This is a genomic window from Streptomyces sp. NPDC006208, from assembly GCF_040613775.1.
In the GTDB taxonomy this organism is placed as follows: domain Bacteria; phylum Actinomycetota; class Actinomycetes; order Streptomycetales; family Streptomycetaceae; genus Streptomyces.
Window position 1 is genome coordinate 84,999 of record NZ_JBEXSW010000014.1, and the last position, 22,657, is coordinate 107,655.

Here is a 22,657-nt window from a genome sequence, read left to right on the forward strand (position 1 = left end):
AATAGGGTGGCGGGAGCCTGGCGCGACCCCGGCGGAAGCCCGGTGGACACCCGGCGACCTGCGCCGATGCCCTGAACCTCCGCCGGGTCGCTGCCGGGTCTACGCCGCCCTCATACCGGGGTCCTGCCGGGTGTTCGCCGGGTCCAAGAGGCCGGCCGCGGCCTTCTCGACCGCGTCCCTGTGCCAGCCGCGCAGGTAGCTGCCTTCGGGGCAGTCCTCGCGGCCGGACTTGACGCCGGGGGCGTGCTTGCGGAGCCGCATGCTGAGCGCTGTCGCGTCGATGCCGGTCAGGCCCGCGCCAGCGAGAGCGGGCAGGAGCACCTCGCCCGTGGGCAGGAAGTCGCGGGCGCGGGTGTCGAACGCGCGGAGCAGAGCGGCCACGAGTTCGGCGTCCTCGACTCCGCCCTGGGTGGCGAGTGCGTCGAGCCGGTCGACGAGGTTGCCGCGCTGGGCCCGGGTGGAGGTGCGGGCACCGGACTTGAGGACGGTGTCGGCGTCCATGGCGGGGACGCCAGCGGCGATGCGCTCGGGGACGGCGGCGACGATCTGGTCGCGGGTGTACTTGTTGAACTGGTGGCGGATGGCGCGGTTGAACGGCCCGCCCATGATCATGGCCTGTCCGGCGTCGTTGGCGACGGGGCCGACGGCGGGCTTCATCCGGTCGGGCCGCCAGCCCTGCGCTCCGGCTCCGGTTCCGAAGGCGATTTTGATGTCTTCAAAGCGGCAAGCCATGAGAATGCGATAGGCGATGATCAGGGCGATGGCGTCGCCGAGAGAGTCGGCGGTGGCTTCCTGCCCGGCCATGATGAGGTAGATGCCGTACTGGCGGCCTGTGCGCAGGATCTTGATGGCGAGATCCTTGCCCTTGGGGCTGAGCTGGATGAACTCGTCGATGTTGATGTACAGGTTGGGGTGCTTGGCGGTGGCGTGCCACCGGTCACCCATGCCGAGGTTCGCCATCAGGTCGCGGCGAGCTGACACGTAGGACAGGGCCTCTGCGAGGGCTTCCTCGCACTCCTCGGGGGTGCGGGCGCGGCGGGCCATGAGGTCGCCGAACTCGGAGAGTCCGCCCTTGATCGGGTCGAGGTCCCACACCACCGCGTCGCGGCAGGCGGTCAGCGCCTCGTTGATGGTGCGCAGCGCACCGAGCGTCTTGCCTGCGCCCATCGCGCCGACAACAAGGCCACAGAAGCCGTCGAGGGTGAGCTCGAAGACGCTGCCGTCCATGGCGCGGCCCATGACCACGACGTCGTGGACGGACAGGGAGCGGGGGGCGTGTACGGCGGGGCGGGGCATGTCGGCGAACGGGTTGGACTGGACGAGACGGACGACGAGGCGGGACTTGTCCCGCGGGTCCGGCTCGATCATGAATCCGCCGTCGGGGAGTCCCATGTGGGACTCCAGTTGATCGGCGGCGGCCTGGACCTTGCCGGGGGTGGAGCCCTTGAGGACGACCTCAAGTTCCCATCCCCAGCTGTGGCGTGCGAGCGTCTTCACGTCGCGGTAGTCGGCGCCTTCGGCGAACAGGGCGCGGCCGAGGCAGTCGGCGGCCTGGTTGCCTTCGGTGGCCCATGCGATCGGGTACGGCTCGGTGCCGTCGTCCTGGTCCTCGTCGGCGACGATCTGCCCAGGGCCGATGCCGGGGCTGTTGAGCCGGTAGCGGCCGTACATGGTGGCGACGGTCGCGGCAGCGAAAGCGGTGGCCGATGGCGGGACGGCCCACGACCAGTCGAGCGCGGTCATGTCGGCGAATGCGACGAGCGCCCACCAGCCGGCCACGTTCAGTGCGGCAACGGCGGTTGCTGTCCAGCCGAGGAAGCGCCACCGGCTGCGGCGGGTCTGCTGGACCTTGTTCCAGTCGGATCCCTTCTGCATGCCGCCGAGGGTCTCCTGGAGGTCGTGGGCCCGGACGTACCGGTAGCCGAGGTGGCAGAGCGCTCCGGTGCCGACGGCCATGGGCTTGGCGATCCACCACGTGCCGCGGGCGGTCAGCCCTATTGCCTTGCCGGTGACGGCGGCGACGGTCATGGCCGCGGACCCTGCGCGGTAGAGGGCGGGGGTGCGGTCGGGGACGACCTCCATCACGCCCGGGGCGATGTCGTCCTCGAGCTCGTCACGCTCGACGAGCCGGCCGGGGATGACCTTGCTCGTGTCCCAGCCGGCGGGGATCGTCAGCGGCTCGGTCTCGGTGCTCACTTCTGCTCCTCAGAGGTGACGTGGGCGGTCTGCTCGAGGCGGGCCTGCGTCTTGGCGAGCGGGCTGTACGGCCGGCTGTCGCCGGGGACTCGGCGGGGCGGGGTGCCGCCGTTGAAGCGGCGCCCGTCGGGGGCGCCCGGCTCCTTCTTCGGACGCGCGCCCTTTTGGGAATCGACCTGCGACAACTCACCGAATATCGGAACGTCGGTGGCGACCTTCATGCGGGCCTGCGCGGCACGCGACTGGGCCTCGATCTCCGGCGTGATGCCGACCACCTTGGAGCCCGTCTTGCGGTACCAGGCTTCGCCCCAGATCTGCTCGGTCACGACTGCCGAGCCGCGTGCGGAGCGCATCGACTCGGCGATCGCCCACACCTCGGGGTGATGCTTCTGCCGGTCGGCGTCCCTAAGCTGCTGCTCCCCTGCATCGCGGCGCTGCTGCTCGGCCTTGTCGGCTGCCGCCTTCTCCTCGGCCGCCTTCTTCTCGGCCTTGGCCCGCGCCCGCGCCCGCGCCTCGTCGGCAGCAGCCTTGTCGGCAGCGCGGCGCTCCCGCCAGGACGGGATGCCGTCCGCCTTCTGCGCGATGCCGTGCTCGTAGGCCATGAGCACGATCGGGCCACCGAGGGAGGCGATGGCGCCGATGAGGCCGGCGTTGAACCCGATCTCCGGCTTGGTCATGCCGCCGTGCAGGTTGATTGCGGCGGCGATGGCGGCGGAGAGCATGATGCCGATCCGGTACGGAGCGACGTCCCGGCGATGCGCAACTGCCCACGCCGCGCCGAACGCCAGCACCAGGGCCAGACCTTCGAGCAGGAGAGGTGCCGCGAGGAGGAACTTCCGCGCCGGGTCCCAGAAGTGAAGCAGCTGCACCGGAGCCGCGATCACGAGGCCAACGGCATAGATGCCGCGGGCGCCCCACTTCCACAGGCTCTCGCTGCGCTCCTGCTCCTTGGCGCGGGCGGCTTCCTCGGCGGCCTTGTCGGCGTCTGCCTTCTCGGCCTTCTCCCGCTCGGTGTTGGACTTGGCGGTCTTCTCGGCCTGCTCCGCGAGGTAGCGCTCGTGGGCGGCCTGCTCCTTCTCGAACTTCAGGCGACCGCGCTCGTTGACGAGGCGCTGCTTCTCGGCTTCCTCGGCGGCGAGGGTGCGGGCGGCGTCAGCCTCGGCGCGGGCGGTGATGAGGCGCGCCTCGGTCTCGGCTTCGGTGCGGGCCCGGATCGCCGCGGCCTCGGCCAGCGCGATCGGGTCGAACCGCGGCTCTGCAGTCATGGCGTGGCCGTTGACCTTCTCGATGGCGGTTGCGCTCACGGTGATCGGTTCCTTTCCGGGTCAGTGGCGGTTAGAGCTGGCGGGCGAGGCGTTCGAAGCGGGCGGCTTCGCGTTCGTCCTGGTCGACGAGCCGGTTCAGGACACGCACCTCGACGCGTGACAGCGGCTCGAGGCGATAGTTGTTCCGGAGGCCGCGAAGGATTCGGTCGCGGGCGCCGGGCTTGGCGAGCTGGACGGCGTGGACGAGTTCGTGCACGACGGTCTTGTCGATCTCCTTGGCCCGGCCGCGGCAGATCTGCGCGTTGACGATGACGAGCACGCCGGACGAGTTGAGCGTCGTGGTCCCGAACTGGCGGCCGAGGTGGCGGTCCGAGGTGACCTTGGCGTCGAGGAGGTCGCGGTGGGCCTGCTTCACCAGGTCGGTGACGCCGCTGCTGGTGGTGACGACGATCTCGACGCGGCCGACACTGCCGCGCATGTGCTTCTCGACGAGCCTGATGGCGGGCTGGGTGATCGTCTCGACGCGGTCGAGGGTGTCCTGGTACTGGCGTCCGATCCGGTGCTCGAGGATCCGCATGCCGTGCTCCTTCAAATCAGTGGGTGTGGGCGGTGCGCTGGTAGCTCTTGCGGAACTCGCGGACGAACTCGTCGGTGAGGCCCTCGCCTACCGCGGCGCCGACTTGCGGGAGGCCGGTGACCTTGGAGGCCCACGCCTCCAGCCACACGGCGCGCACGGCCACGTAGTTGACGACGGGGCGGGTGCAGCGGACGGCGAGGACTATGACGCCGAGGACGGCCATGACGAGGGCGGCCAGGAAGCGCACCGTCCACGTCCGCAGCGCGGCCAGCAGCCGGCGGATCCGGCCCGGCTTCGCGGTGATCACATAGGCGTGCACGGTGCGCTCCCCTCGGGTCAGGCGGCGGACTGGAGGTGGTCGTCGAGCTGGGCTACGAGAGACGAGGTGCCGGGGTTGGCGAGGTCGTACTCGTAGGCCTCCCAGCGGGCGGCAGTGCGGGAGGTCTTGGTGTGGGCGCCGCGGTAGGCGCGGATGATCCGCTCACGCTCGGCGTGCTCCGACCAGGCGACGTCGGTCTCGTCCGGGTACGGAATCGCCTGGAGCGCAGCCTCGCGGGCGGCGAGGTTGGCCTCGTGCTCGCGGGCCAGCTCCCAGCGCTTCTCGAACGGGAGGTGCGTGTTGGCGAAGCGGTGCGCGGTGGCGCGGACTGCGGCGTCGGCCTCGAAGTAGGTCAGAGACATGGCGATACTCCTTCGGGTGGTCAATCCGGACGGGTGGGGAGCCGCACTGGCGGAGGCCGCGGGGGAACGTCATCCCCGCCAGTGCGGCGGCTTGGGGTTAGCGCCGGTACTGGCGCTTGGCGGTGGCGTCGAACCGCTCGCGGACATCAGCGCCGGCCTTGTAGTCGGCCCGGCAGTCGGCAACGGTCGCCGGGGTGGTGGCGACGGTGGACTCGGCCGGCTCCTGCTCCACAGGCTCTGCGGTGGTGAGGGCAGGGACGGTCTGCGGTTCGGGCATGACGGTGTCCTTCCGGCGAGTGCCGACTGCCAAGTTCGTTGGCAGTTCCACTAGAGCACGAGACCCACCGCCAGTGCAACATTGTTGGCAGTGACATCGCGAAGTGGTGCGCCTATTCAGTTGGCGGTCGCGCATGAGACCATTCCGGACATGACAGGTACGCCCGCGCGGCTCGACGAGAAGGAACGGCAGCCCTGGCTGCGGAAGCTCGACAGAGCCACCGCCGCGCACGAGAAGGCGAGGCGACAGCTCGACGAGCTTGTCGCTGACGCCCGCGCGGCCGGCGTACCCCTGACTTCCATCGCGGAGCACACCCCGTACAGCCGCGAGTGGGCGCGCAAGATCGCCGACCAGGTCGACAAGGAGCGCGCCGCGCAGAACTGAGGGGATTCCGTCATGCCTTCGAGCCTGGCCGTGCCTGCCTTACCGGGCCATGAGCTGCCAGTGCAGTGGCAGTGCAGTCCCAGTGCACTCGCAGTGCAGGTCCCCGCTGAACCGACCGTGAGGGGCGGATAGTGGACGTCATCTCGTGGACCGGACGTACCGCCTGCGCCCTGCAGGCGGCGATGCGCGCCACGAACGAGGACTTCGCCACCCGGCTCGGCGTCGCCGTCCGCACCGTGGCCGGCTGGCACCAGCGCCCGGACACCGTCCCCCGCGCCGAGATCCAGGAAGCCCTCGACACCGTCTACGAAAGGGCTCCCGCGTCAGTGCTCCGAAGGTTCAATCTGCTTGCCCGCCCTGCGCCAAGCCCTGCCGGGGCGCAAGCCCTGCGCGTGGCGATCGCGATAGTCACGCGTGGCGACGACGTGCTCTTGGTGTGTCGCCGCGGGGACGACTCGATCTCCTGGCAGTTCCCCGCCGGCATGGTGAAGCCGGGCGGCAGTGCCGAGACGGTCGCTGTGCAGGAAACCCACGCCGAAACCGGGGTGCACTGCACGGTCCGGGAGCCGCTCGGCGAGCGAATCCACCCGGTGACCGGGGTGATCGCGACCTATTTCGCCTGCGACTACCTGGTGGGCGAGGCCGCCAACTTGGACAGTCTGGAGAACGCGGCCGTCCAGTGGATCCCGCGCTCGTCCTTGACTCGCTTCATTCCGTCCGACCGCATCTTCCCGCCGATCCTGGAGGCGCTCGCATGACCCAGACCACCGACAAGCCGGGCATCTCCGCAGCCATCATCGTCAGCGACGGCCGTGTCCTGATGGTCCGGCGGCGCATCTCCGAGGGCGAGCTGATGTGGCAGTTCCCTGCGGGCGGCATCGAGCAGGACGAGACACCCGAGCAGGCCGCCGTGCGCGAGACGCTCGAGGAGACCGGCCTCGAGGTCAAAGCCGTCCGGCTCCTCGGCCAGCGGGTGCACCCGAAGACCGGCCGGGAGATGTCGTACACGGCCTGCGAACCGGTGGCTGGCGAGGCGCACGTCGCCGACGCCGACGAGCTCGACGCCGTCGCATGGGTCAGCCACGGGGAGATCGGCGACTACGTGCCCTACGGCCTCTTCGACGCAGTCCAGGCACACCTGGACGAGACGCTGCCGCGCTGACCTCGGACACGCGAAAGGCCCCCAGCCGGATTGCTCCGGCTGGGGGCTTCCTCGTGTCCGGCGACGCTCGCTCGCCGTTCTCCTGGCATGTACCTCGACGACTTGCCGATCGTTTCGCCGCCGGAAGACCCGCTGGACTACGAGATTTGGGATTTGCTGGAGAAGGGCGGCGGCGAGCGGCTGCCGCTGCTTACCGCGAACGAGTTGAAGGCGGCCATGCGCCTGCTGCAGGTGCTTGCCCTGGGCGACGGCTTGGGCCATGAGCAGGCCCTGGCGCTGGCCGGCCGGATCTCGCGTCGCCTACCCGACGATGAGTAGCGGGAGCCGTAAGGCGCAGCAGTTCCAGAAGTCGGCTTCATTTGACGCGCTGCAGAAGGGGCGAGGGCCTGGTCCCACGGCTCCTGAAGGCCAGTCTTGGCGGCGGAAGCTACTCGATGAGGGGCTGCGTCCTCTGCGCTCCGAGTCGGACGACGAAGCGGAAGCGCCGCCGCCCGACTCCGACTGACCTACGCGGCGGCCCGCCTCTCGGCGAGCGGCAGGGACAGGGCTTCGGTGTGCCCGTACTGCTCGGAGCAGCCGGGGCAGCGGACGCCGGCCGTGTCGAGGGTGATGCGCAGCGTCTGACCGCACGGGCAGGCGACGGGGATGACGCGGGCCCGCTTCTCGCCGGTGACCTGAGCCTCACACTGGCGCCGCAACTGGCCCACCTCGAGCGCGAACTCGGCGAAGGCGGGGTGCACCTCGGCCGCCCAACGCAGGTTCACACGCAGGGCTTTCACGACCTGGTCGCACTGCTGCTGCATGTCGCCCTGCCAGCGGGGGTGGCGGAACTGCAGCAGCTCGAACCAGTCGATGAGCCACGTCTGCAGGATGGTCACCACGCCACCGCGGGCCAGGAGCGAGAGCGGTTCGAGCCGGACGGGCAGGGGTGCGGTGCGGGAGCCCGAGACGGACGGGCCGCCACTGCTGCTGCCCGGGGCGAGCCGGCTGCCGAGCCGGGCGTACAGGCCGTCCTCCCCGCCGAGGGCGCGCAGGTTCATGTCGGTGCGGGTCTCGCAGGGGCGGCATGCCTGGTAGCCGAGTTCGTCGGCGTACAGGTCACGGTGGCAGACGGTGCAGGTGGACATCGACGGCTCCTTGCGGCGGTTCGGGTGTGCGGGGCGGCTCAGACGGTGGGCGGCTGCGGGTGGCAGCGGCATGCGCACAGTGCGCCGGTGAACTTGTTGTTCAGGCGGCAGCGGGCGTGGAGTTCTTCGGCGTGGGCGAGGAGCCAGGGCCGCTCGGTCTGGTGGGCCTCGGTGGCGCGCTCGCACGCGGCGGCGGTCTCGCATGCGGTGGACAGGTACGGGCCGACGTTGATGAGCGCGAGGATGTAGGCGGGGAGCTGCTCCTGCTGGCTGCCGGGCGGATTGGTCACAGGTACTCCTCGGGTGGTTGCAGGGTTCGGATGCGGCGGGTGAGGTAGTGGCCGTGGGCGCGGGTGGCGGGCCGGGCTTCGTCGGGCATGGCGACCCACGGCCGGTAGCGGCGGGGTGCCGGGGGTTCGTCCAGCTCCCACCCCGGCAGCCACAACGGCGGAAGGGTGGTCGTCACGGGGTGGCCGGGGTGACGAGGAATGACCGCCCGCATCCGTCGTTGGGGCAGTGGACGACGTCGCCCCAGTCGTGTCGCGGGCGGGGAACTTCGGCGAGTTGGACGCCTTCGGGGATCTCGCACCGCTCGGCGCAGTTGATGCGCGCCAGACCTTCGAAGCCGTCAGCGCCCGCCTGAGGGCCTGAATCGCCCTCCGGACGTCGCGAGGCACCGACGGCGGGGGGTTCGTCGCTCTCGCGGGCGTACAGCGGCCCGGACGGGGGCTGTTCGGGGGTGATGGAATCTCCAGTCATGACTCGTCTCCAGGTTCTGTCATGGTTTGGGGGCCTTCGACCCCCATGCGGAACGCGGCCAGGGCAACGGCCTCGCCTATGGACAGCTCGCCGTCCGCTCGGGCGTGGATCTCGGCAGCCCGGCGAGCCAGTTCGTCCGCGAGCGCCTGCGTCTCCGGCGCCAATTGCGGACGGCCCTTCCGGTTCCGCGCCGACGACGGCACGTACTCGCTCACGCCGCCTCCCCGCGTATCTCGGGGGCGGTCTCGATGGTGGCGGCGAGGATCCACACGGGGACGCTGCGGAGGCCCCGCTGCCGGGCCGAGGTGACGAGCGCGCGGACGGCGGCCAGCTGCCGGGAGACCCGGCGCCTCATGCCGTTCGCTGCCTTGGCGCGGTTGGCGACGATGCGCTGCATGGCCTCCGCTGCGTCCCGCTCGGTGGCGAGGGTGTGGATCCCTTGCCGGAGCCGGGCCGCCTCCGCCGCCGACAGCGGTCCACGTTCGGCCCGGTCGGCGAGGATCAGCAACTGCTCCCGCGTCGGCGGGGCCGTGCGGCGGGCGGTCACGACCGGGCCTCCGGGGCGCCGTTGATCGCGCGGGCGACGGCGAGGGCATGAGGGTCGGGGCCGATCTCGACGGCGTCACGCGCAGCGGACTGCAGCCAGCGACTGAGCTCGCGGGCTGCGGTCGGAGTGAACAGGGCGACGAGTTCGGATGAGACGCCGCCGAAGCCGTTGGTGAAGCCGTCACGCCAGGCAGTGGCCTTGTCGTAGAAGGACCAGTACTCGCCGGTGTCGAGGTCTTGCTGCGCGACATCAGCCAGCTTGCCGAGCTTGTCGGCGGCGGCCCGCAGTTCGTCGGCGGGGCTCACAACCGGGCCCCCTCGGCGGAGTTGGCCAGCCGCAGCAGCACGGCGGCGTGGCAGTGGTCGGGCTGGCCGGGCTCGGGCAGCGGGCAGGTGCACGCGAGGTCCTTGCCGCGCAGGGTGTGGAGCTCGGCAAGGACGCGGCGCCGGTCGAGGACCTGCTTGCCGATGCGGTACGTCTCCTCGTACCAGCCGCCCTCGGTGCCGACGCGGAGCCACTCGCCGTAGTTCTCGGCGCAGGCGCTGCGCGGGTTGCCCATCTCGGCTTCGACGGCATCCTTGATCGTGAACGGGTTCCCGAAGCGGGACGGACGGCTGACGATCACGCAGTTGTCGGGCTTACGCCAACCCTTGGTCCGGCGGCGCTGGATACGTGCGGGCATCTCGGTCTCCTTGGTGTGGTGGACTGGGTGGGTGGCCGCCCGCATAGCCCGCGGGCGGCCACGCTGCATGTCACGGGGCGGTCAGGCGGTCACGTACTGGCCCCAGCGGCAGCCGGTGCACAGCCAGGCCGGGCCTTCGCGGTAGTCGCTGCTGTGGTTCGGCTCGTACTCGACGGAGGCCAGGCACTCGTGGCACTTCTCGGGCCCGCCGTCCGGCGTCTCGTCCTCACCGTCGGTGTCGTCCTGGACGGCCGGACTGTTGACCGCGTAGTCGCGCACCAGCCGGTAGCCGGCCGCCGCGTACTTCGACAGCAGCTGGTCGACTGCGCGGCGTCCGCGATCGTCGTCGTGGCCGTCGTCCGGGCCGCCGTCGACGCGGACGTTCTCGCCGTCGGTCCACAGGTCGATGCTGATCTCGTCGCTGTCGGTGTCGCGGGTCAGGTTCCAGGTGTGCATGACGTGGTCGTCGTGGGTGGTCACGGTTCTCCTCCAGTGGTGTTGGCGGTTGTGGTCAGGCGGCGGGCGTCAGACGCTGCGGCAGGGAGGCGGGGCGGGTGGCTGCCCGTCGTCGGCGGGCGTCGGCTTGCTTCGCAGGCCGGCAGGCCGTGTTGTAGGCGGCCCGGCAGGCGTCACACGGAGGCTCGTTGCGGTACCAGTGCTGGTGGGCGCCGCGGCTCGTGCCGTGTGCGATGGACGGCAGCCGGCTGGGGTCCTTGGGGGCGGCCCGGCGGGCCTGCCGGTAGGCGGCCCTGCCGTCGACGCAGTCCTGGCAGGGCGCTTCACCGAGCCGGTAGTGCCGGTTGTAGCCGGAGGGCGTGCCGCACTTGGCTTGCTTGCTGGTGGACGGTTCGAGACCGAGGGAGATCATCACCTCGTCGTAGCTGGTCGTCGTCACGTCGGGTCTCCTTCGGGTGTGGGGCTGGTGGCGGCGGTCATGCGGCGCGGAGGGCGGCGAGGAGCGTGGCCCGGTTCGCGGCCTGCTGTGCGGGCGTCAGGGGCAGCCGGGCGGGCTTCCAGTCGCGGACCTGGCCGGTGGGTACGGCTTCGGCGTACAGCCGCTCGAGGCTGTGCGCTGCACGTCGGCGCTTGGCGTTCGGCAGTCCGAGCCGGTGCCGGTGGGCGGCGATCGTGGACTTGTGGATGCCGGTGCGTTCGGCGATCTCGCGGTTGTTGAAGCCCTGGTGCAGCAGCTCGACGACGGCGGCGGGAATCTTCATGCGGCGGTGGCCTCGGCTTCCTGGTAGCGGCGGGCGTGGACGGTCTGGCGGGGGCGGCCTTCGTCGTGGCACGGGGTGGTGGGTTCGACCTGGCACTGCGGGCAGCAGGCCGTCTGCCGGACCCAGTCGGAGATCCGCTGCGGGTGCGGCTGGTTCATCACCCGCCCGTTCGACGGGACGGTGCACGGCCGGTGCGCGTGGGCCCCGCAGTGCGGGCACGGAACGGAGCGGGCCGGGTGCTGGCCGGCGCGCACGAAGTGGCGGACCGACTCGGGCATCGGGGCGTTGGGGCGGCGGGTCATGAGGCTTCTCCAAGGTCGAAGGCGCCCTGCAGGCCGTCAGGGACGGCCTGGCCGCGGGCGACGGCGATGCGGTTCAGGGCCGTGGCGTGGTGGGCGGCTACGGATTCGCATCCAGCGAAGCGGCGCCCTTCGTGGATGCACGCAACCCCGGTGGTACCGGAGCCGGTGAAGGGATCGATCACGAGTCCGCCGCGGGGCGCGATCCGCACAAGGGATCGCAGAACGTCCACGGGCTTCTGCGTGATGTGCTGGCGCCCTTCGTTGGCTCGCGGAGCGCGGGCGAGGTAGTAGCCGGGCAGGCAGTCGCCCTCGAACGGCATGGGCCCATTGCTGCCCCACGCGACGAACTCAGAGTTCTGGGTGAACCGGCCAAGCTGGGGGCGGGAGTCCGGCTTTATCCACGGGAGCAGGCCGCGCCAGACCCAGCCGCCGGACTGGATCACGTCGGTCGCGGTGGGGAGCTGGCGCCAGTCGCAGAACATGACCAACACGCCGCCGGGCTTCGTGACTCGGAGGGCTTCGCTAAGCCAGAGGGTCATCCAGTAGCCCCACCCGCGCTGGTCGCGGTTGTCGCCGGAGAAGTCGGCGTACTCGGAGTTGGCCTTGTCGCCCGTGTATTTGATCTTTGTGGTGGTGCCTGCCCGGTCTCCGCGGACCATGCCGCCGCTGCTGTAGGGCGGGTCAGTGACGACAGCGTCGATGGACGCGGTGTCCAACGTCTGGAGCCAGGCGATGGCGTCACCCAGGTGGACGGTGGCTGACGGTTCCTGGATCACTGGTTCTCCTCGGTGTCGTTGTCGGTGGTGTCGCATCCGCCGCAGTGGCAGGGGTCTCGGTCGGCGCCTTCGCCAGCGCGGAACCGGTCGAGGGCGTCGGCCCATGCGCCGGGAGGCTGGGCCTTGAGCGGGCCGGGCGGGCCGGTGCCCGACGGCCAGGCGCCAGGCTGGTAGCCGGGCGGCGGGGCCGGCTTCGGCGCGGCGGTCGGCTTGTCGCGGCGGGCCTGCCCGTCCCGGATCTGCTGGCGGAGGAAGCGGCTGAGATCGCCCTCGCGCTTCATCGCCGCCACGTCCTCGACCTCGTCGCGGCCCGGGTTGAAGTCGGTCATTCCCAGCCCCTCGCGCGGTCGTAGCTGCTGAAGTCGTCTTCCGCTTCCCAGGCGTCGGGGTCGTCGTAGGTGGCGTAGTAGTCCGGCTCCGGTTCGGCGCGGCGGATGGTGAACCAGGTCCAGCCGCAGGCCGGGCAGCGATACGAGGTGTGCGGGTTGCCGTCGTAGTCCTCGGCGTCGACCCGCGGCGGCACGTCCCGCTTCATGCAGCAGGGGCAGGTGTCGTTGACGTTCTGGCTCACGACGCCACCCCGAGCCGGCGGTCGTCGCCGCCCATGCCGACGATCGTGGTCGTCTGTGCGAGCCGGGAGGTGATCCGCTGGCCCAGCTTGTCGACGAGGTCCGGCCCGTTGGGGTCGTGCGCGGGCAGGTTGCTGGTGATGATCAGCGGGCGGCATTCGTTGTACCGCTCGTTGAGGATCCGGTAGGTGGCTTCCTCGGTGAACTCGCTGATCTTCTCGGTGCCGAGGTCGTCGATGAGCAGCAGCGGTATCCGCATGAGCCGCTTGACTTCGTACTCGGGGCCCTGCTCGCTGCCGCCCGGCCGCATCAGGGCGTACATGTCGGGGGCGGTGAGGGCGATCAGCGAGAAGTGGTCGGGGCCGGACTCGGCGATGCGGCGGAGTGCGCCGTATGCCTCATGGGTCTTGCCGGTTCCGAACGGGCCGGTGAGGAACAGGATCCCGGCGGTGCGCGGGTCGATGGCTGCACGCTCTGCCCAGGCGGTCACCTGGGGGTGCGTGGCGGTGGCGTCTTGATAGCGGTACGGGGTGGCGGTCTTCCAGCGCTTGACGGCGATGTCCACGCGCTGCCGGCGGTGGTACTCGGGGTGGCCGGGCTCGTCGGGGGTCGGGGTGTCGTCGATGGGTCCGGCGGTGACGTGGCCGAGGCCGCGGGCCTCGAGCATCTGCTGGAAGCGGGCCATCACTGCCTCACTCGCCAGAGGCTTGGGTTCGGGCATGACGGAATCCGTTCTGGTAGACGGAGTGATCGGTGGGTGGCTGGTAGGGCTGGTGCTTGCCGCCGACGGGGCGGAGCTTGGGGCGCTCGACGTCCGCGCCGGGCAGCGGCGGGAGTTCGCCCCAGCCCTTGAGGAAGTAGTTCGCGGACTCGATGTCGGTCCGCGACGCAGCCTTGAGTGCGTGGTCGACCATGGCGGGCACGCCGCTCTTGCTGATCATGGCCAGCACGGGGAACCAGGAGTTGCCCTTGAAGGGCCAGCGGACGTAGACGCCGGCCGCGGTGATGCCATCGACGAGGGGGCGTGCGGCTTCGGGGATGCCGTGGCCGAGTTCGTCGGGCTGGCTCTCCTGCTTGCTAGCTAGAGGGGTAGTAGTTGAGGGGTTAAGAGGGGTAGGGGTCCCGGATTCCCTGACACTGACGTCCCGGATTCCCTGACACTGAGACGGGTCAGTGTCCGCGTTTTCCTGACACTGACCGTTCGCGTCAGTGTCAGGAGTTCCGGGACTCTGAGGGCTCTCAGTGTCAGGAGTTTCCGGACCCTGAGAGGGGGCGTCAGTGTCCCGGATTCCCTGACACTGAGACTCGGGGAACTTGGCGATCTTGTACTTGGCGGCCCCGTTCTTCTGGCCGGCCGTCAGCTTCTCGAGAGCACCCTTGGCGGTCAGCGACTTGAGGACGGCGTAGAGCTGGGAGCGGCTGAGCTTGGCGCCGCGGAGAACCTCGGGCCGCTCGACGCTGTTCCACGTGACGCGGGTGTCGTCGTTGGCGTCCTCGGCCAAGACGACGAGGAGCAGCTTCTCCCTGTGCGTCAGGGCCTCGGGTGCACTGGTGAGCACCTCGACGATCAGGCGGATTCCCATGGGTTCTCTCTTCTCGGAGGGTGTCGCGGCTGGTGGTGCGGCTGGTTCGGGACAGCCCTCATGGGGGTGACGTGAGTCGCTTCGCCACAGCTGAATTGTACAACCCGTCGGACATTACAAGCGAGCCAATGTGTATCCTGGTCGCATGAGCGGATCCGAAGTGCGTGAGATGGGAGTCTCTGAAGCCCGCGCGAACATGACCGAGGTCATCGCCGAAGCGCGGCTCCTTGACGTCGACTTCGTCCTGACCAGGCGCGACAAGCCACAGGCCGTGCTCATCTCCGTCAAGCGGTACGAGCAGGCCGAACAGGACCGAGCGTTCTGCGAGGCGCTGCGGAAGGGATACGCCAAGCTGACGCCCGCCCAGCAGAAAGCGCTCGGCGACGATCTGTCGCGACTGCTGTCCTCGGTGGTCTGACCAGCTCATCGGTCCCCTCCTCTCCTTGGCCCCGCCTTGTGGCGGGGCTTTGTCGTGCGTCAGGCGGCTGCTTGGAGGTGGATGCGCCGGTAGCGGGTGATGGCCTGCTGCAGGTTGTCCTTGGTGACGCCGAGCCGGTCGGCGGCCTGCTCGCGGGTGTAGCCCTGCTGCTGCTCGAGCTCGAGCGCGTTCTGGCCGAGGGCGATGTACTTGGGCGTCGGCCTGGTGGCGGGCACAAAGTCGGGGTCCGGGAACGAGTCGTCGTCCCAGTAGTCGGGCCCGGCCCATTGGTTGGACGCGGCCCGGCGCCGGTTGCGGTCGTTGGTGCCGGGCTTGTCGGCGAGCTGGTTGTACGCGGCGGTGATCCGCGTCTCGGTGTCGGCGAGGATGTGCTCGATCCGGCCGGTGATGAGTGAGCTGAGGACTGTCTGGTCGACGCCGGAGTGGCCGACGATGCCGCCGCTGCCGTTGATGGTGTGTCCGATGGCGAGGAGTGCACGTAGGCGGCGGGTGGAGGGGAGCGCGGGGACGCGGCGGGTGGGCTGGGGTTCGGGCTGGACGGCCATGATGCGGTCGGCGACGGTGCGCTTGATGCTCTGCTGTCCGTTGAGGAGCCGGTTGAGGGTGCAGCTGGAGGAGCCGGAAGTGCGGGTGATGTAGGTCCAGCCGCTGCCGCTGTCGAGGAGGGCGCGGACGTGGGCGGCTACGGGCGGGGCGGGGACGCGGAGGGTGCGGCCGGTTTCGTTGAGGACGCGGCGGCGCTTGCTGTAGGCGGCGCGGGCTTTGCGGCAGAGCGGGCAGGTGCAGCCGCGGATGCCTTGGGCGGGCCGGCCGACGGAGCGGGCGTAGGTGCCGTGTTCGGGGAGGGGGCTGAGGGACGGGCTTCGGCGGCTCACTGTTCCGTTCCTTCCTTCCGCTGCTTGGCGGTGTCGAGGCGGTGCTGGGTTTCGATGACGCGGGCGGCGCGGTCGGCGTCGGGCCAGATGGCGCGGCAGGTGGCGAGGTCGCGGCGCGGCTGGGCGCAGGCGAGGTAGCGGCGGCGGATGGCGCGGGCGATGTACCAGGCGGCGGTGCCGAGGATCAGAGCCCAGGTGGCGCCGAAGGCGAGGGCGACGGGGTTCATGCCGCCTCCCGCTGTTGGAGTCGTGCGTCGCGCCGCTGGCGGGCTATCTCGAGGCCGCGTTCGGTCAAAGTCCAGACGGCGAGCCGGTGCCCGTGGGTGGCGGGCGAGGTGGAGGGCACCATCCGCCCGGTGTGTTCGATGACGCCGCCGCTGCGGAGGGCGTTGATGGCGGCGCCGAGGTAGCCGTGGCCCAGCTCGGGCAGGACGGCGCGCATGTTGTTCGCCGAGAACTCGGAGTGGAGGAGGCCGTAGTGGAGGACGGCTTGCATGACGAGGAACTGGGACCACTCGGACTGGGCGGCGAGCCGGCTGAGGAGGATGTCCTTCTCGGCGGAGGCGAGCTGTTCGGCGACAGTGAGACGGCGGGTCATGGGCGGTGTGTCCTTCCGGTGCGATGCTGGGTCCGGTGGCCGCCGCAGGTTCGGGCCGCGGCGGCCACCAGGCGGGGATCAGTCGACAAGCTCGCCCTCGATGGGGGTCTCGTCGTCGGGATCGGCGGCCTCGAGGACCCCGGGCGCGGGGCTTGCGGGCAGCGGGGCGTCGGTGCGCTCGAGGGCCGCGGTGCGCTTCTCGGCCGAGGTGGGAACCCACTTCCCGAGGCGGCGGGCGGCCGTCTTCAGCCACATCGATTCCTCGTCGGTGCGCCACGGCGAGTACTCGGTGTCGGCGCCGTCGGACTTGGCCTTGGCGCGGGCGATGTGGTCCTTGTTGAGGACGACGACCTTGGAGGTGGCACCTCCCTGCATGACGGCGTAGGCGTACACGCCGACGAGGTCGCCTCGCTCGCCGAACCAGTCGACCGTGTGGACGGGACGCTCGTGCAGGCCGGGCACGTAGTTGAACTGGTCGTTGGCGCGCACGACTTCGACGACGACGGAAGAGGCGGCGCCGGCGTTGTAGATCAGTTCGACGATGCCCTGGTAGCCGACGATGCCCTGTACTTCCGGCTGGCCTTTGCGCTTGATCGGCCGGAGGTAGAACTGCTCAGTGCCGGGCTCGAGACCGAGGCGGGCAGCGGTCATGAGGGCGCTCATCAGGCTGCCCGGGTTGGCCTGTGCGGCGGCGGCGAGTTTCGGGTTCTGCCGGAGGGCGCCGACGGCCAGGCGGGCGAAGGTGTCGACCTTGACGTGGCTGGCGGCGACGAGTGCGAGCTCCGGCTTGTACTGCTCGATGACGGACGACGGCCCGTTGTCGCGGGTGGCGATGGCGTTGCTGATCTGGCTCACGAGTGGGTGTCCTTGGTGGTGTAGGGGTTGAGGCTGTAGGTCTTGCCGTCGCGGACGGTGCGGTAGGCGATGCGTCGGCCTTCGCAGACGGCTCGCTTGCCGTTGCCGATGAGGTCGAGGACTTCGGCGCGGACTTGGATGAGTTCGCTGCCGGCGATCTGGGCTGCCTGGTAGGCGGCGTCCCAGCGGCAGACGGTGCCGAAGGGGATCTCGACGTCGCGGTCTTCGAGTCCGTCGGGCTGGACGCGGATGGTCTGGTAGGTGGCGTCGGCTCCGTCGATCGGGGGCCGGACTCCTTGGCGGACGTCGTCGAGGAAGCGTTCGGCGGCGTCGCGCATGACCTTGGCGTCGGTCTCGTCGTAGGCGACGGTGTATTCGCGGTAGTCGTGGCCGGAGACGAGGAGCGCGACGTGGGTGGTGCGGTAGCCGGTGACGTCCATCTGCCACTGGATCTGGCAGCGGTAGTGGAGCGGGATGTCGTCGCTGCCGGACGGGCCCCAGTCGTCGCCGAACGGGGACGTCTTGACCTCGACGAGGCAGTCGTTGCCGATGCGGTCGGGGGTGGCGCGCTGCCATTCGCGGTCGCGGTGCCGCCACGTTCCCGTGGTGTGCAGGGACATGTCGTTCTGCTCGGCCCACTTGTCGGCGATCGCGTCCTCGAGGCGGACGCCCCATTCCATGGCGGGGTTGGACTCGAACGGCGGGGTGGGCAGGCCGGCCTTCTTGTGCCAGAGGCTGAACCTGCTCTGCCACGGGGAGAGTCCGAGAACGGCGGCGATCTCGGTGGCGGTGATGCACAGCCCGCCGCGGGCCTGCTCCCACTCGGGCGTACCGGGGGTGAACTGACCGAGCAGGATGCCGGTCGGCGTCTCGGTGACGGTCACTAGAACGGGACCCTCTCTGTGCGGCGGAACCAGAGCGGGATGCGGAGGATCGGGCTCGGGTCCCAGCAGTCGCAGAGTTCGATGTCGGGTGACCACTGGTGGTCGAGGACGTACTCGCCGCCGACCTCGATGCCGCCGTGGCCGGCGCAGGTCGGGCACTCGGGGTGCGGACCTCGGATGATCTGGATGGCGCGCTGGTAGATCTCGATCCACCAGCTGCCGAAGCGGATGTTCACGGTTCTCCTTGGCGTTTGGGGCCCGCCCGGTGGGGGCCGGGCGGGCTGTGGCCGCGGTGGGGGTCACGCGGCCGGGAAGGGTGGACTCAGGCGGTGAGGTAGGTGACCGGCAGCGCGTTGGGCGTTTCGGCGGTCGCGTCGACCGAGACCCAGCCCCAGTCGGGGTCGTCGCCCTCGGCCGGGTTCGGGGTGCTGAAGACGAGCCAGCCCTCGCGGATGTCGGCGAGCCAGTCCTCGGCTTCTGCCTTCGGGTCGTCGGCGACGTTCACGAGGCCGCAGTGGCGGCGGGCGTGGCGGTTGAAGGCGGCCAGCGCCTTGCGTGCTCCGGGGCGGCCGAGGGCGACCATTTCTCCGTCCTCGCCGTAGTAGGCGACGGGGACGCCGAAGTAGGTGGCTTCCATCTCCGGGTTGGTGATGACGGTTCCGGGTGCGGGGTTGGTGGTCACTGCTACTCCTTCTGGGATGCTGGGGTGGCGTCCCGCCGCGTTGCCTGCGGCGGGGCGTCCGGGTTGTGGGCGCCGGTCCCGGGGGCCGTGGTCATCCGCCGGGCCGGCGCGGTTCTAGGCGGCGACGTCGCAGGCGCAGAGGGTGCGCATGCCGTCGTCGCGGATTTCGATGGCCTCGCCGCAGTCCGGGCAGCGGGCGGCCCGCCACTGGTCTTGCTGCTGCGCTTGGGCCCGCAGTCCGGCTGCCGTCTCCTGCAGGAGGGCGAGGGCCCGCTGCTTCCCGTTGCCCTTGTAGTCGGACCAGGCGGCGAGGCTGGGAGCGGTGGTGTGGGCGAGGACGGCCTGCTCTGTCGCCCGGGTGAGCGCAGTGGCGGGGTGTGCGGGGGTGCCGTGTGCGGCGAGGCTGATGGCGCCGATCACGTCGACGGCGCACTGTGCGAGCGGCCTGCCGGCCTGGGCCTGGGGGACCGAGTACAGGTAGTGGGCGCTGTAGCCGTTGCACTCGATGTGGTGGGCGGCCTCGATGACCACGTCGTGGATGGTGAGGCCGGTCATCACGCCCCCTTCCGCTGCTGCGGGATGCCGCCGGGTCCGATACCGAACCGCTCCCACAGGGGGCGGACGTCGATCGGTGCGGTGGCCTGGTCGGCGGGGTCGATGTCGCGCTGCCCGGCGGGCTGGCTGACGGCGGTGACGTTGGCCTTGAACGCCCGCAGTTCGGTCAGCTCCCGCTCGGCTTCGTCGAGGTCGAGCCGGATGCCGGAGAGTTCGATCCCGGCCTGGTCGAGCAGGTGCTCGAGCTGGTTGCGTTCGGCCCACAGTTCGCCGATGCGGGTGGCCGCGCCGACGAGTTCGCACAGGGCGGTGTCGAGTTCCCGGCGCAGCTGGGCCGGCGTCTTGCCGCGGTGCCGGCCGTGGCCGCGGACGGTGTCGAGGATGCTCATGCCGCACCCGCCTGCTTCTTCGGCTTGCACTCGTCGCAGGTGGCGAGGATGTCGATGTGCTGCCGGTAGTGCGCGAAGGTGACGAGTTCGAGCCGGTACCCCTGCTTGATCGCCCGGTCGCGGTCCTTCTTCAGCGGGTAGAACTCGCGCCACGCCTGGTCCTCTGAGGCGAAGACTTCACCGTCACCCCAGTCGGCATCCATGACGGAGCAGGCGCATCCGCAGGGCCGGTACGCGACCCACACGGCGTCCTTCAACTCGACCGGCTGGCCGTCGAGCTCGACGAGGAGCTTCATGCCGCTGCCTCCTCGTTGAGGCCGAGGGCGCGCTCGAGCACCTGGTTCTCGGCGGCAAGGGTGTCGACCTCGCCGCGAAGGCGGTCTTCCTCAGCGCCCGGGGGGCTGACTGCGATGGGCTCCCAGATCTGCCGCATGGTCTGCGCGCAGTCCTGCAGGAACCAGCGGACGCGGGGCTCGTCTGCCTCGGTGACTGGGATCTCGGCGGAGCAGCAGATCGCCTTGCGCTGGAGCATGAAGAACAGCAGCAGCGTCTCGGCGCCCTCGTGCTCGTGGTGGCCGGGCTTGCGCCAGTCCCACCGGTAGACGAGGTTCAGGTCGCGGTCGCCGTCGAAGAACGTCGAGGTGGTGAACTCGTCCCACGAGGCGAACAGGTTGTGGAGCCCTCCCTTGTAGTAGTTGCCCTCGTTGGCGTAGTACGGGTGGTCGATCTCCCACAGGTGCGTCACTGGGTTCCCCCTGTTCGGTTCCATTCGCGGTAGCCCCATGCGGTGAGGGCGGCGAAGAAGGTGGTGGCGGCGAGGAAGCCGCGGAGAGTGAGGAGCCGGGTCATCGGGCACCTGCCTCGGCGAGGTACTGCCAGGCGAGCTCGCGTGCGATGGCCCGGTCGGCGGCGGCTGCCCGCTGCTGCAGGACGGCGATCGTCAGGTGCAGCAGCGCGAGCAGCGGCGCGTTCAGGAACGGGGCGTTCGCGGTCACGCGGCACCCCCTGCGAGCTCGTCGGGGATGTCGATGAATCCGGCGAGGATCGACTCGCGCAGGCCCGGGTCCGTGACCCATGCGGGCACTCGGCGGCGGGGTGCGAGGTCGAGGCCGGCGAGCAGCTGGCGGGCCACCGGGGCGGGGACCACGGGCAGCGTGGTCAGCAGCTCCGAATGCACCGACACCAACCGGCGGCTCATGACACGGCCTCGTCGGCGAGGGCGTCCTGGCAGTTCGGGCAGAGGCCGGTGATGCGCCACTCGGCCTCGTACCGTCGGGCCTCGTCCTCGGACCAGAAGACCCGGGCGACACCGTCCTGGATCAGTGGCTTGCCGCATCCGATCGGCGGCATCAGGCACCGGCCGTCACGCACGGCGTCTGCGGGCAGATCGCCGCCAGAGAGAGCCGCAAGGAAGCTGGGGATACTCATGACTCACCGCCCGGGATCGCGTCCACGTGGGTGAGGGCGATCCAGGCGCCGTGGCCGTCGACCCAGACGACGGGCGTGTGGCCGCCGTAGGTGGATGCCTTGCTGCGGGTGCGGGTCACGAGGCGCTCGCCGTTCGGGTCGTCCTCGGGACGGCAGCCGGGGTAGGCCACGACCGCCGTGCCGACCGGGTACCGCTCGTTCCACTCGGCCGCGGTCAGCTCGCCTGTCGGGTGCTGGGTGGGGCGGACCGTGTGCCGGCCGTCGTAGTGGCGGACGATCGTGTTGCCGAACTTGGCGACCACACGGGTCGAGTCGTGGCCGATCCGCAGGCCGGTGATGACCAGCTCGCCTTTGATGCACTCCCGGTACTGCTTCGCGAACACGCTGGCCTTGTCGAGCCAGGTGTCGACTTCGTACAGGTTGGCCGGGGTCAGCACGCGGCAGCGGGCGCACGTCGTGTCGTCGCAGTCGTCGACGTGCAGCTCGGGGATGAACGGGCGGGCCGGGTCGATCGCGGCCAGGAACTCGCGGGCGCTCATGCCGTCACCTCGGCTTCGGCAATCTGCTGCTCACGCCAGGCCTTCAGCTCGAGCAGCTTCTCGGCGACCGCGGCCAGCGACTCGGGATCGGCATCGGTGACGTGGATGGTGAGGGCAATGCCGACGTGCAGGGCAGCGAACTCTGTGCCCTGGTCGCCCTTGCCGAACTGGATCCACGGCTTGACGGTGCCGAGGTCCACCGAGACGCTGCCGATGATGCGGGTGTCGCTCATGCCGTGCCTCCGGGCTGGGTGCGGGCGGCGAGCTGGTCAGCCCACAGCGGGTAGTCGTCGTCCGTCGAGCACCGGTCGCCGTGTTCGCAGGCGAGGGCGGCGAACGCCGTGTCGGCCGGGTCGAGGAGGTGGTGCACCTCGGCGGCGATCCCCTCAGCGAGGCGCTGCCGGGCGACAAGGGCCTTCAGGTCGGCGGTCAGCTCCGACGCCGGGCGGTCCATACGGGTCATGTCGGCGGCAGTCATGAGGCACCGCCCTTGTGGTCGCGGCACCGGAGCTCAACGAACTCCCGGTCGCGGGCCTGGTAGCGGATCCAGCCGTTGCCGTCGCCGTCGCGGTCCGTGCGGCACTGGCAGCCAGCGCCGGTCTCCGGCTGCTGGTCCCCGGCGGCGCCGTCCGACGAGGCGGCGGTGTCCGGGTTGAGGAATTCACGGAGTGCCCTGTCGCCGTCGCCGCTCCGGGCGTCCTTCTTTGCGAGCTGGTCGATCAGGTACTTCCGCTGCTGGCGCAGCCGGTCGATCTCGGCGAGGAGCTCCGGCACGGCGTCGTGAGCGTCGGCGATGAAGAGGGCGATCGGACCGGCGAAGTCCGGCAGTGTCGCCAGCGTCGTGCCTGACTCGTGGTGCACGACCCGGCAGTACGCAGGCTCACTACCGTCGGACTCGACGTAGTCCTGCGTCCACTCGCCGCCGTACCACTCGCCGGGGTGGGTCTCGCGGATCTCCTGCTCACGCTCGGGGGTCAGGGGCTCAGCCACGGTGACCACCGGCCTTCACGATCAGGCGCGGGTTGTAGGCGGCGAGCACCTTGTTCGCGCGGGCCATGCGGGCGAGGGCGTCCTCACGGTCCTGCCGGTCCTCGTCGGACGACAGCGGACGGAAGCGGCCGATCTCGAGGGCCGCGTACTCGGCTTCGATCTCCGCCTGCAGCACGTGGGCCGGCATGCAGCCGCCGATCAGAACGGCGACACGGTCAGGGATGGGAACGGGGACCATGCGGGGTTCGCCCGTCGATGCGGATGGAATGATGGACATCAGGTCCACCTCTCTCGTTCTCGCGGATGTGTGGGTGGATCA

At 70.4% G+C, this 22,657-nt stretch carries 47 protein-coding genes; 5 read left to right on the top strand and 42 right to left on the bottom strand.

Annotated features, from left to right (window positions below):
• Positions 1-99: 99 nt before the first annotated feature.
• From ABZ208_RS13810 to ABZ208_RS13835, 6 genes are all read right to left on the bottom strand, one after another.
• Positions 100-2,196, bottom strand: a complete 2,097-nt coding sequence (locus ABZ208_RS13810; protein ID WP_356909686.1) for a hypothetical protein — start codon at positions 2,194-2,196, stop codon at positions 100-102.
• Positions 2,193-3,500, bottom strand: coding sequence for a hypothetical protein (locus ABZ208_RS13815; protein ID WP_356909687.1), 1,308 nt, complete (start codon positions 3,498-3,500; stop codon positions 2,193-2,195). Before ABZ208_RS13815 ends, ABZ208_RS13810 begins: the two co-directional genes overlap by 4 nt.
• A 31-nt stretch (positions 3,501-3,531) precedes the next feature.
• A complete protein-coding gene (locus ABZ208_RS13820; RefSeq protein ID WP_356909688.1) occupies positions 3,532-4,038 on the bottom strand; it encodes a hypothetical protein in 507 nt (168 codons plus the stop codon).
• Positions 4,039-4,054: 16 nt separating this feature from the next.
• Positions 4,055-4,357 (bottom strand): hypothetical protein, encoded by a 303-nt coding sequence (locus tag ABZ208_RS13825; protein WP_356909689.1) that lies wholly within the window; start codon positions 4,355-4,357, stop codon positions 4,055-4,057.
• A 17-nt stretch (positions 4,358-4,374) separates the two neighbouring features.
• Positions 4,375-4,719, bottom strand: coding sequence for a hypothetical protein (locus ABZ208_RS13830; protein ID WP_356909690.1), 345 nt, complete (start codon positions 4,717-4,719; stop codon positions 4,375-4,377).
• Positions 4,720-4,816: 97 nt separating this feature from the next.
• Positions 4,817-4,996 carry a hypothetical protein gene (locus ABZ208_RS13835; protein WP_356909691.1) on the bottom strand — a complete coding sequence of 60 codons (180 nt, stop codon included), beginning with the start codon at positions 4,994-4,996 and terminating at the stop codon, positions 4,817-4,819.
• Between the two features lie 150 nt (positions 4,997-5,146).
• Between ABZ208_RS13835 and ABZ208_RS13840 the strand changes: the two genes are divergently transcribed.
• The 4 genes from ABZ208_RS13840 (at position 5,147) to ABZ208_RS13855 (ending at position 6,860) form a co-directional block, all read left to right on the top strand.
• Entirely contained in the window at positions 5,147-5,380 is a 234-nt protein-coding gene (locus tag ABZ208_RS13840) for a hypothetical protein (RefSeq protein ID WP_356909692.1), read from the top strand.
• A gap of 131 nt (positions 5,381-5,511) precedes the next feature.
• Complete coding sequence (locus ABZ208_RS13845) at positions 5,512-6,138, top strand: NUDIX hydrolase (protein WP_356909693.1); 627 nt, start codon at positions 5,512-5,514, stop codon at positions 6,136-6,138.
• A complete protein-coding gene (locus ABZ208_RS13850; RefSeq protein ID WP_356909694.1) occupies positions 6,135-6,542 on the top strand; it encodes an NUDIX hydrolase in 408 nt (135 codons plus the stop codon). Before ABZ208_RS13845 ends, ABZ208_RS13850 begins: the two co-directional genes overlap by 4 nt.
• 87 nt (positions 6,543-6,629) lie before the next feature.
• Positions 6,630-6,860 (top strand): hypothetical protein, encoded by a 231-nt coding sequence (locus ABZ208_RS13855; protein ID WP_356909695.1) that lies wholly within the window; start codon positions 6,630-6,632, stop codon positions 6,858-6,860.
• Positions 6,861-7,048: 188 nt separating this feature from the next.
• On the opposite strand, the gene ABZ208_RS13860 is transcribed toward ABZ208_RS13855, so the two are convergent.
• From ABZ208_RS13860 to ABZ208_RS13940, 17 genes are all read right to left on the bottom strand, one after another.
• Positions 7,049-7,669, bottom strand: coding sequence for a hypothetical protein (locus tag ABZ208_RS13860; protein WP_356909696.1), 621 nt, complete (start codon positions 7,667-7,669; stop codon positions 7,049-7,051).
• Positions 7,670-7,707: 38 nt separating this feature from the next.
• Positions 7,708-7,959: a hypothetical protein gene (locus ABZ208_RS13865; RefSeq protein ID WP_356909697.1), complete on the bottom strand. Its 252-nt coding sequence runs from the start codon at positions 7,957-7,959 to the stop codon at positions 7,708-7,710.
• Positions 7,956-8,135 (bottom strand): hypothetical protein, encoded by a 180-nt coding sequence (locus ABZ208_RS13870; RefSeq protein ID WP_356909698.1) that lies wholly within the window; start codon positions 8,133-8,135, stop codon positions 7,956-7,958. The genes ABZ208_RS13865 and ABZ208_RS13870 overlap by 4 nt, the downstream gene beginning before the upstream one ends.
• Complete coding sequence (locus ABZ208_RS13875; protein ID WP_356909699.1) at positions 8,132-8,428, bottom strand: hypothetical protein; 297 nt, start codon at positions 8,426-8,428, stop codon at positions 8,132-8,134. The genes ABZ208_RS13870 and ABZ208_RS13875 overlap by 4 nt, the downstream gene beginning before the upstream one ends.
• Positions 8,425-8,643 carry a hypothetical protein gene (locus ABZ208_RS13880; protein WP_356909700.1) on the bottom strand — a complete coding sequence of 73 codons (219 nt, stop codon included), beginning with the start codon at positions 8,641-8,643 and terminating at the stop codon, positions 8,425-8,427. Before ABZ208_RS13880 ends, ABZ208_RS13875 begins: the two co-directional genes overlap by 4 nt.
• A complete protein-coding gene (locus ABZ208_RS13885) occupies positions 8,640-8,975 on the bottom strand; it encodes a hypothetical protein (RefSeq protein WP_356909701.1) in 336 nt (111 codons plus the stop codon). The genes ABZ208_RS13880 and ABZ208_RS13885 overlap by 4 nt, the downstream gene beginning before the upstream one ends.
• The gene (locus tag ABZ208_RS13890; protein ID WP_356909702.1) at positions 8,972-9,280 is read right to left on the bottom strand and encodes a hypothetical protein; all 309 of its coding nucleotides are present in this window, start codon (positions 9,278-9,280) and stop codon (positions 8,972-8,974) included. The genes ABZ208_RS13885 and ABZ208_RS13890 overlap by 4 nt, the downstream gene beginning before the upstream one ends.
• Positions 9,277-9,657, bottom strand: a complete 381-nt coding sequence (locus tag ABZ208_RS13895; RefSeq protein ID WP_356909703.1) for a DUF4326 domain-containing protein — start codon at positions 9,655-9,657, stop codon at positions 9,277-9,279. The genes ABZ208_RS13890 and ABZ208_RS13895 overlap by 4 nt, the downstream gene beginning before the upstream one ends.
• Before the next feature lie 81 nt (positions 9,658-9,738).
• Positions 9,739-10,137 carry a hypothetical protein gene (locus tag ABZ208_RS13900; protein WP_356909704.1) on the bottom strand — a complete coding sequence of 133 codons (399 nt, stop codon included), beginning with the start codon at positions 10,135-10,137 and terminating at the stop codon, positions 9,739-9,741.
• 31 nt (positions 10,138-10,168) lie between these two features.
• The gene (locus tag ABZ208_RS13905; RefSeq protein ID WP_356909705.1) at positions 10,169-10,552 is read right to left on the bottom strand and encodes a hypothetical protein; all 384 of its coding nucleotides are present in this window, start codon (positions 10,550-10,552) and stop codon (positions 10,169-10,171) included.
• A gap of 37 nt (positions 10,553-10,589) precedes the next feature.
• Entirely contained in the window at positions 10,590-10,874 is a 285-nt protein-coding gene (locus ABZ208_RS13910; RefSeq protein WP_356909706.1) for a helix-turn-helix domain-containing protein, read from the bottom strand.
• Positions 10,871-11,176, bottom strand: coding sequence for a hypothetical protein (locus tag ABZ208_RS13915; protein WP_356909707.1), 306 nt, complete (start codon positions 11,174-11,176; stop codon positions 10,871-10,873). The genes ABZ208_RS13910 and ABZ208_RS13915 overlap by 4 nt, the downstream gene beginning before the upstream one ends.
• On the bottom strand, positions 11,173-11,952 hold the full coding sequence (locus tag ABZ208_RS13920; protein ID WP_356909708.1) for a site-specific DNA-methyltransferase: 780 nt from the start codon (positions 11,950-11,952) through the stop codon (positions 11,173-11,175). Before ABZ208_RS13920 ends, ABZ208_RS13915 begins: the two co-directional genes overlap by 4 nt.
• Positions 11,949-12,281, bottom strand: a complete 333-nt coding sequence (locus ABZ208_RS13925; RefSeq protein WP_356909709.1) for a hypothetical protein — start codon at positions 12,279-12,281, stop codon at positions 11,949-11,951. The genes ABZ208_RS13920 and ABZ208_RS13925 overlap by 4 nt, the downstream gene beginning before the upstream one ends.
• Entirely contained in the window at positions 12,278-12,523 is a 246-nt protein-coding gene (locus tag ABZ208_RS13930; protein ID WP_356909710.1) for a hypothetical protein, read from the bottom strand. The genes ABZ208_RS13925 and ABZ208_RS13930 overlap by 4 nt, the downstream gene beginning before the upstream one ends.
• Positions 12,520-13,242 carry an ATP-binding protein gene (locus ABZ208_RS13935; RefSeq protein WP_356909711.1) on the bottom strand — a complete coding sequence of 241 codons (723 nt, stop codon included), beginning with the start codon at positions 13,240-13,242 and terminating at the stop codon, positions 12,520-12,522. Before ABZ208_RS13935 ends, ABZ208_RS13930 begins: the two co-directional genes overlap by 4 nt.
• Entirely contained in the window at positions 13,214-14,104 is an 891-nt protein-coding gene (locus ABZ208_RS13940; protein ID WP_356909712.1) for a hypothetical protein, read from the bottom strand. Before ABZ208_RS13940 ends, ABZ208_RS13935 begins: the two co-directional genes overlap by 29 nt.
• 145 nt (positions 14,105-14,249) lie before the next feature.
• Between ABZ208_RS13940 and ABZ208_RS13945 the strand changes: the two genes are divergently transcribed.
• Positions 14,250-14,522: a type II toxin-antitoxin system prevent-host-death family antitoxin gene (locus ABZ208_RS13945; RefSeq protein WP_356909713.1), complete on the top strand. Its 273-nt coding sequence runs from the start codon at positions 14,250-14,252 to the stop codon at positions 14,520-14,522.
• A 59-nt stretch (positions 14,523-14,581) separates the two neighbouring features.
• On the opposite strand, the gene ABZ208_RS13950 is transcribed toward ABZ208_RS13945, so the two are convergent.
• The 19 genes from ABZ208_RS13950 to ABZ208_RS14040 form a co-directional block, all read right to left on the bottom strand.
• The gene (locus tag ABZ208_RS13950) at positions 14,582-15,418 is read right to left on the bottom strand and encodes a hypothetical protein (RefSeq protein WP_356909714.1); all 837 of its coding nucleotides are present in this window, start codon (positions 15,416-15,418) and stop codon (positions 14,582-14,584) included.
• Entirely contained in the window at positions 15,415-15,645 is a 231-nt protein-coding gene (locus tag ABZ208_RS13955) for a hypothetical protein (protein WP_356909715.1), read from the bottom strand. Before ABZ208_RS13955 ends, ABZ208_RS13950 begins: the two co-directional genes overlap by 4 nt.
• Complete coding sequence (locus ABZ208_RS13960) at positions 15,642-16,016, bottom strand: hypothetical protein (RefSeq protein WP_356909716.1); 375 nt, start codon at positions 16,014-16,016, stop codon at positions 15,642-15,644. Before ABZ208_RS13960 ends, ABZ208_RS13955 begins: the two co-directional genes overlap by 4 nt.
• 78 nt (positions 16,017-16,094) lie before the next feature.
• Positions 16,095-16,871: a recombinase RecT gene (locus tag ABZ208_RS13965; protein ID WP_356909717.1), complete on the bottom strand. Its 777-nt coding sequence runs from the start codon at positions 16,869-16,871 to the stop codon at positions 16,095-16,097.
• The gene (locus ABZ208_RS13970) at positions 16,868-17,755 is read right to left on the bottom strand and encodes a YqaJ viral recombinase family protein (RefSeq protein ID WP_356909718.1); all 888 of its coding nucleotides are present in this window, start codon (positions 17,753-17,755) and stop codon (positions 16,868-16,870) included. Before ABZ208_RS13970 ends, ABZ208_RS13965 begins: the two co-directional genes overlap by 4 nt.
• The gene (locus ABZ208_RS13975; protein WP_356909719.1) at positions 17,755-17,991 is read right to left on the bottom strand and encodes a hypothetical protein; all 237 of its coding nucleotides are present in this window, start codon (positions 17,989-17,991) and stop codon (positions 17,755-17,757) included. The genes ABZ208_RS13970 and ABZ208_RS13975 overlap by 1 nt, the downstream gene beginning before the upstream one ends.
• A gap of 86 nt (positions 17,992-18,077) precedes the next feature.
• Entirely contained in the window at positions 18,078-18,437 is a 360-nt protein-coding gene (locus tag ABZ208_RS13980) for a hypothetical protein (protein WP_356909720.1), read from the bottom strand.
• A 114-nt stretch (positions 18,438-18,551) separates the two neighbouring features.
• Complete coding sequence (locus ABZ208_RS13985; RefSeq protein WP_356909721.1) at positions 18,552-18,992, bottom strand: hypothetical protein; 441 nt, start codon at positions 18,990-18,992, stop codon at positions 18,552-18,554.
• Positions 18,992-19,381, bottom strand: coding sequence for a hypothetical protein (locus ABZ208_RS13990; RefSeq protein WP_356909722.1), 390 nt, complete (start codon positions 19,379-19,381; stop codon positions 18,992-18,994). The genes ABZ208_RS13985 and ABZ208_RS13990 overlap by 1 nt, the downstream gene beginning before the upstream one ends.
• A complete protein-coding gene (locus ABZ208_RS13995; RefSeq protein WP_356909723.1) occupies positions 19,378-19,677 on the bottom strand; it encodes a hypothetical protein in 300 nt (99 codons plus the stop codon). Before ABZ208_RS13995 ends, ABZ208_RS13990 begins: the two co-directional genes overlap by 4 nt.
• Complete coding sequence (locus ABZ208_RS14000; RefSeq protein WP_356909724.1) at positions 19,674-20,126, bottom strand: hypothetical protein; 453 nt, start codon at positions 20,124-20,126, stop codon at positions 19,674-19,676. The genes ABZ208_RS13995 and ABZ208_RS14000 overlap by 4 nt, the downstream gene beginning before the upstream one ends.
• A gap of 100 nt (positions 20,127-20,226) precedes the next feature.
• The gene (locus tag ABZ208_RS14005) at positions 20,227-20,376 is read right to left on the bottom strand and encodes a hypothetical protein (protein WP_356909725.1); all 150 of its coding nucleotides are present in this window, start codon (positions 20,374-20,376) and stop codon (positions 20,227-20,229) included.
• Entirely contained in the window at positions 20,373-20,579 is a 207-nt protein-coding gene (locus ABZ208_RS14010) for a hypothetical protein (RefSeq protein WP_356909726.1), read from the bottom strand. The genes ABZ208_RS14005 and ABZ208_RS14010 overlap by 4 nt, the downstream gene beginning before the upstream one ends.
• Positions 20,576-20,809 carry a hypothetical protein gene (locus ABZ208_RS14015; protein WP_356909727.1) on the bottom strand — a complete coding sequence of 78 codons (234 nt, stop codon included), beginning with the start codon at positions 20,807-20,809 and terminating at the stop codon, positions 20,576-20,578. Before ABZ208_RS14015 ends, ABZ208_RS14010 begins: the two co-directional genes overlap by 4 nt.
• Positions 20,806-21,348 carry a hypothetical protein gene (locus ABZ208_RS14020; RefSeq protein WP_356909728.1) on the bottom strand — a complete coding sequence of 181 codons (543 nt, stop codon included), beginning with the start codon at positions 21,346-21,348 and terminating at the stop codon, positions 20,806-20,808. The genes ABZ208_RS14015 and ABZ208_RS14020 overlap by 4 nt, the downstream gene beginning before the upstream one ends.
• A complete protein-coding gene (locus tag ABZ208_RS14025; RefSeq protein WP_356909729.1) occupies positions 21,345-21,581 on the bottom strand; it encodes a hypothetical protein in 237 nt (78 codons plus the stop codon). The genes ABZ208_RS14020 and ABZ208_RS14025 overlap by 4 nt, the downstream gene beginning before the upstream one ends.
• Positions 21,578-21,826, bottom strand: coding sequence for a hypothetical protein (locus ABZ208_RS14030; protein WP_356909730.1), 249 nt, complete (start codon positions 21,824-21,826; stop codon positions 21,578-21,580). The genes ABZ208_RS14025 and ABZ208_RS14030 overlap by 4 nt, the downstream gene beginning before the upstream one ends.
• Positions 21,823-22,338 carry a hypothetical protein gene (locus tag ABZ208_RS14035; RefSeq protein ID WP_356909731.1) on the bottom strand — a complete coding sequence of 172 codons (516 nt, stop codon included), beginning with the start codon at positions 22,336-22,338 and terminating at the stop codon, positions 21,823-21,825. Before ABZ208_RS14035 ends, ABZ208_RS14030 begins: the two co-directional genes overlap by 4 nt.
• Positions 22,331-22,615: a hypothetical protein gene (locus ABZ208_RS14040; RefSeq protein ID WP_356909732.1), complete on the bottom strand. Its 285-nt coding sequence runs from the start codon at positions 22,613-22,615 to the stop codon at positions 22,331-22,333. Before ABZ208_RS14040 ends, ABZ208_RS14035 begins: the two co-directional genes overlap by 8 nt.
• Between the last annotated feature and the right edge of the window lie 42 nt (positions 22,616-22,657).